General features: G+C 46.5%; 5 protein-coding genes. 4 read left to right on the top strand and 1 reads right to left on the bottom strand.

The window, feature by feature from the left end; genetic code table 11:
* The 3 genes from Q0241_RS06125 to Q0241_RS06115 all read left to right on the top strand — a co-directional run.
* Positions 1–2019, top strand: a 2019-nt coding sequence (locus Q0241_RS06125; RefSeq protein WP_299374707.1) for a molybdopterin oxidoreductase family protein, incomplete at its 5' end; no start/stop codon positions are given.
* Entirely contained in the window at positions 2016–2765 is a 750-nt protein-coding gene (locus Q0241_RS06120; protein WP_299374704.1) for a 4Fe-4S dicluster domain-containing protein, read from the top strand. The genes Q0241_RS06125 and Q0241_RS06120, both read left to right, overlap by 4 nt.
* 18 nt (positions 2766–2783) lie before the next feature.
* Positions 2784–3737 (top strand): DmsC/YnfH family molybdoenzyme membrane anchor subunit, encoded by a 954-nt coding sequence (locus Q0241_RS06115; RefSeq protein ID WP_299374701.1) that lies wholly within the window; start codon positions 2784–2786, stop codon positions 3735–3737.
* Positions 3738–3818: 81 nt separating this feature from the next.
* Here Q0241_RS06115 and Q0241_RS06110 read toward each other — a convergent pair whose 3' ends face one another.
* Complete coding sequence (locus Q0241_RS06110; protein WP_366941152.1) at positions 3819–4922, bottom strand: Glu/Leu/Phe/Val dehydrogenase; 1104 nt, start codon at positions 4920–4922, stop codon at positions 3819–3821.
* Between the two features lie 441 nt (positions 4923–5363).
* Between Q0241_RS06110 and Q0241_RS06105 the strand changes: the two genes are divergently transcribed.
* On the top strand, positions 5364–5852 hold the full coding sequence (locus Q0241_RS06105) for an Lrp/AsnC family transcriptional regulator (protein ID WP_299374698.1): 489 nt from the start codon (positions 5364–5366) through the stop codon (positions 5850–5852).
* Positions 5853–6000: the final 148 nt, after the last annotated feature.

Below are 6000 nucleotides of genomic sequence, written 5' to 3'. Positions count from 1 at the left end.
GCTGGAGAGTTCACTTTGCCAGATGGTCGCAAGGCTGTTCCGGCGTTTCACTTGATGGCTGATCGTTATCTTGATCCTCAATATGCACCAGAAGCTATTGCCGATCAGATTGGCTATAGTGCAGCAAATATTCGCCGTATTGCAGCAGAAATCGCGCATGTCGCTTTCGAAGAGACAATCGAGCTTGATGTAGCCTGGACAGACTGGGCTGGACGTAAACAGGATAAAATGATCGGGCGACCGGTTTCCATGCATGCAATGCGCGGGATCTCTGCCCATTCAAACGGTTTTCATACCTGCCGTGCCATTCACGTCTTGCAAATGCTATTGGGCTCTATTGATGTTCCCGGTGGTTTCAGACACAAGCCCCCCTTCCCGCGCCCCTGTCCTCCTGGACCAAAACCTGCCGGACATGAATCCATCGCCAACACACCGTTACCCGGTATGCCTCTTGGTTTCCCGACGGGTCCGGAAGACTTGCTGGTTGAACCTGATGGCACACCAAAACGCATAGACAAAGCCTACAGCTGGGAATATCCACTGGCCTCTCACGGCATGATGCACATGGTCATTCATAATGCTTGGAAAGGTGATCCCTATCCTGTGGATTTGCTTTTCATGTATATGGCGAATATGAGCTGGAACAGCTCTATGAATGTGCCCGGAACGATCAAATATCTCACAGATAAAAACGAAGACGGCAGTTACAAAATCCCCAAGATCATCTATTCAGATGCCTATCATTCCGAGATGGTGCCTTATGCCGACCTTGTTCTACCCGATACAACTTATCTTGAACGGTGGGATGCGATTTCCCTACTAGATCGTCCAATCTGTAGCGCACATGGCCCGGCTGATTCTATCAGGCAGCCAGTTATAAAGCCTGATAGAGATGTACGCCCGTTTCAGGATGTTTTATTGGATCTAGGTGCACGGCTTGGCTTACCCGGCATGGCCAAAGAAGACGGCAGCGCCATGTACCCCGGTGGTTATTCTGATTACATCACAAATCACGAACGCACACCGGGGGTTGGACCACTTGCTGACAGGCGCGGAAAAGACGGTGACAGTCACGGCAAAGGTGACCCCAATCCGGATCAATTACAGAAATACATTGATAACGGCTGCTTTTGGTCTGATGAATTCACCCCGGAACAGTCCTATTTTAAATTTGCCAATCGTTCCTATCTTGATCGATCTCATGAAATGGGATGGATCCCCAATGCAGAACGTATTGTGATGCACATCTATTCGGAACACATGCAAAAGTTCCGCCTCGCGGCACAGGGGCATGGTGACATCCAACCGCCCGATGATCTACGCAGTCGAATAGACGAGACATTTGATCCCTTACCAATCTGGTACATGCCCTTGGAAGAAAAGGCAGTGGATGGCAAAGAATATCCTCTGCATGCTGTGACCCAACGCCCAATGCATATGTATCACAGTTGGGGGTCTCAGAATGCATGGTTAAGACAAATCACTGCCCAAAACCGCCTGTTCATCAATGAAGAAACTGCAGGGCAACATGGCATTGTCAACGAAGATTGGATCTGGGTTATCTCACCACATGGTCGCGTGAAAACGCAGGTAAAATTGATGAGCGGCGTTAATCCCCACACGATTTGGACCTGGAATGCTATCGGTAAACGTAAAGGCGCCTGGGGCCTGAATGATAAAGCACCGGAATCTAACCGTGGCTTCTTGCTAAACCATATCATCTCAGAGCTGCTTCCACCAAGAAAAGACGGTTACCGTTATTCGAACTCTGACCCCGTCACCGGACAGGCAGCTTGGTATGATCTCAGGGTGCGCATTGAAAAGTGTAACGCACAGGAAGAAGGCGAAACGGAACCAATGTTTGAGGCTTTTGCCCCGCTGCCCAATGCGCCGGAACAAATGGCTGTTTTACGTTATGGCGCCGACTTTGGGGACAACATCCCAAAATCAGAAGGCTCAACGCCTAAAGAGACAAAAGTACCCACATCAGATGATACGCTGGCAGGAGAAAAACCATGACCTGTCTTCCACAAAACGGTAGTAAAAAGAAACTCGGTCTGGTTATCGACCTTGATATCTGTGTCGGCTGTCACGCCTGTGCTGTAAATTGTAAAGAATGGAACACCGGCGGTCACTCTGCCCCCCTAACCGATATCGATCCCTACGGTGCCGATCCAAATGGTGTGTGGTTTAACCGTATCCATAGCTTCGAAGTCGTTGATGATGATAACGACAGCCGTACTGTTCACTTTCCCAAAAGCTGCCTTCATTGTGATGATGCGCCCTGTGTCACGGTTTGTCCGACAGGTGCATCCTACAAACGTGAAGAAGATGGTATAGTTCTGGTTGATGCCGATAAATGCATAGGCTGTAAACTATGTTCATGGGCCTGCGCCTATGGAGCCAGAGAATACGACGAAGATGTCGGCATCATGAAAAAATGTACCCTCTGCGTTGATCGGATTTACAACGAAAATTTGCCCGAGGCATCCAGAGTACCAGCCTGTGTTTCAACATGTCCAGTTGGCGCAAGATCCTTTGGTGATCTGGGCGATCCAAACTCTGATGTCAGCAAGCTTGTCGCAGAACGTGAAGGTTTTGATTTGATGGCAGAGCTTGATTACAAGCCGACAAATAAATATTTGCCGCCTCGCCCTAAACAGAACGAGAATACGGTTTCGGATAAACCCGTTAGTCTCTCCCCTGTTGAAACTGAAAAAGCTGGCCTGTTAGCGCGATGGGCTGACAAAGTCTTATCGCTCTAAAAAGAAAGGAGTTTTCACATGCATCCAGCAAAGTCAGTTATTCTCTTCACAACCGCTTCAGGCGCAGGTTACGGACTTCTTTTTCTTCTTATCCTTGGGCATATGCTTGGCGTAATCCCAACCGATCAAACTTTAGCTCTCAGCGGGTTTGGCACAGCCTTCATTCTGATTGTTTTGGGGCTTCTGTCTTCAACATTTCACCTCGGTCGACCAGAACGAGCTTGGCGTGCACTGACACAGTGGCGGTCATCATGGTTAAGTCGCGAAGGTATTTTGGCAATCGTCACCTTCCTGCCCACAGGAATCTATGGTCTCTGGTGGATATTTTTCTCAAGTAGCGAATTTGCCCTTCTCCCGCTTATCGGCAGCGCTGCGTTATTGCTGTGCTGTGCAACTGTCTATTGCACATCAATGATATATGCCTGCCTGAAACCTGTTGCAGCATGGCACAACAAGTTTGTACCTGCTGGCTACCTAGTATTATCCCTCTCGACGGGTGCCTTGTTATTGAATGCCATTTTGCATTTACAGGGTAAAAACGACCAACTGTTTGACATGTTAACCATCGCATTGATTATCATCGCAGTCGTACACAAGTTTTATTACTGGCAATACATCAATGAAAATACAGCCCAAAGCACTGTTGGAAGTGCAACGGGCCTTGGATCAATGGGTAAAGTTAGCCTTTTGGAAGCTGCCCATACCGAAGCAAACTACTTGATGAAAGAAATGGGGTTTAAAATTGCCAGAAAGCACAGACAAAAACTGAGAAATATCACCTTTATCTTTGGCTTTATTTTCCCAATCTTTCTGATTTCACTTTCAGGCATGATTTCAAATGCCACCCTAAGCAACCTTACAATCATACTCTCAATATTATCTGGAGGACTGGGGATTGTCACCGAAAGATGGCTCTTTTTTGCAGAAGCAAAACATACTGTAAGCCTCTATTACGGTGCAGAGAAGGTTTAGAACACATCAGCCCTGGATCGCATCAGAGATCCAGGGCTGATTGTTTAATTACTTGGGTTCAGATGCTCAGACTTAATTTATTTAAGCAACGATATCTTTTTTTAACTCAGGCCTTCCAGATTCAGACGCCTTTGCAATTTTCTCTTGGGCAATAAGATCAGAGATCGCGCTTGTTGCGCCCTGCTCCTGGTCCGCGCGTTTAAAGATATCCAGCAAAACGTCGTAAATAGCGGCTACCTTTTCATCGACCCACTGACGATCATACTTTCCATGAATTTCTGCCGCCACGTTGATGATACCGCCAGCGTTAATCACGTAATCCGGTGCATAAAGAATATTATGATCTCGTAACAACATACCATCTGTATCTTTGGCAAGTTGATTGTTCGCGGCACCTGCAACGATTTTCGTTTTCAGCTTGGGAATAGATGTTTCGTTCAACACTGCGCCCAACGCGCAAGGGGCAACGACATCAGACTCAACAAAGAGTATTTCATCACAGGAAACTGCTGAAGCGCCGAATTCTTTAACCGCATGTTGAACAGCATCTTCGTTGATGTCTGCTACCATTAACTTGGCTCCAGCGGCGTGTAGCTCCTTACACAAATGCCAGCCGACATGTCCAAGCCCTTGCACAGCGACGGTTAAACCAGCGACGCTGTCTTTGCCCAGCTGGTGCTTAACCGCAGCTCTGATACCATTAAAAGTACCGCGAGCGGTGAAGGGAGAAGGATCACCACTCGCGGCAAGTCCAGAATTCAACCCCGCCACATGAGGGGTTTCCTGGGAGACAACTTCCATGTCTGAAACAGATATTCCAACGTCTTCTGCGGTAATGTATTGACCACCAAGTCCATTTACAAAACGCCCAAAGGAACGGAAAAGCTCTTCGGATTTATCGGTCTTGGCGTCACCGATAATTACGGCTTTGCCGCCACCCAGACTTAACCCGGCCATGGCGTTTTTATAGCTCATACCTTTTGAAAGCCTGAGAGCATCGTTTAAAGCAGAGCTATTATCCCGATAATGCCACATGCGACATCCACCAGCAGCAGGACCAAGTGCTGTCGAATGGATTGCAATGATAGCCTTGAGACCTGTGGTTTCATCCTGACAGAATACCACCTGCTCATGGCCGGAAAAGGCCTCGTGATTAAAGACATCCATGTTCGATGTATCAGACATAATTTATTCCCCAGTTCGTCTTAACCAATTTGTTTGGTGACGCCTTTAAATCTATAAGCTCAAGGTAAATGGGGCGGTAAATGCATATGAGGTAATCACGTCATTTTATTGGATCAAAGCCAACACAATGACGATTGAAGACCAAATCATTAATCAGTGCCAATTACCACCTGAAATCCAATTAGCCAGCTTCCCGTAGCCAGTCTTGGGGTATCAAAGTGATCAAAAACACAAACTAATGTGCAGCTCTCTCCCAGAAAACACATGCTTGAACATATGCTTAAGCATGTTTCTCAAGCTCTGTTTATTTCTGCCAATTATTTTTGTTTTTTGGCTTCTATTATTTTGCTTCAAGCTGAAAGAAATGTTCTTTCTATTTTCACAATCAATTCGCTATAATAGCAATCTGGTTTCAATTATTTAAAAATATGAGAAATATTTATGCTGCCAAAGATTGATAATACGGATAAAAAAATCCTCAAGATTCTGCAAACGGATTCTGATATCAGCAATGCAGAACTTGCGGACAAAGTCGGTCTTTCCCCAGCACCCTGTTGGCGCCGGATAAAACGTTTGGAAGAAAAAGGGATTATAAAACGCCGTGTTGCTATTATTGACTCTGACAGTCTTGGTTTAGAAATCGTCGTCTTTACCACGGTGAAAATCTCTGCACAGGCGCAGCATGGACTTGAGGATTTTGAACGCCGGGTAAGCCGCTTTGACGAGATCACTGAGTGTTATACTGTCAGCGGGGGTATGGATTATATTCTACGCATTGTCACAACGGACATGCGTGCTTACGAGCGTTTCCTGCGAGACCATCTGTTACAGCTCCCTAACATTGCCGAGGTTCATTCCAGATTTGCCGTTTCTCAGGTCAAATATACCACAGGACTTCCCCTTGATTTAGTTGAAACCAAAGATTCCTAAATACAATCCTATTGTCATCTGATTATTTTTATTTTAGTGTCCGGCGCAAGGTACACAGGGGTGCCTCGCCGCCAAAAGTCATAACACCCTGTTATTATCGACGTAGACGATGAGTAATCACCCAAAGAATTCTCTGGATCGCGAGGAG

The organism is uncultured Kiloniella sp. (assembly GCF_937128705.1).
Classification (GTDB): Bacteria; Pseudomonadota; Alphaproteobacteria; order Kiloniellales; family Kiloniellaceae; genus Kiloniella.
The sequence above is the reverse complement of the archived record's forward strand: the minus strand, read 5'-3'. Positions and strand labels throughout refer to the sequence as shown.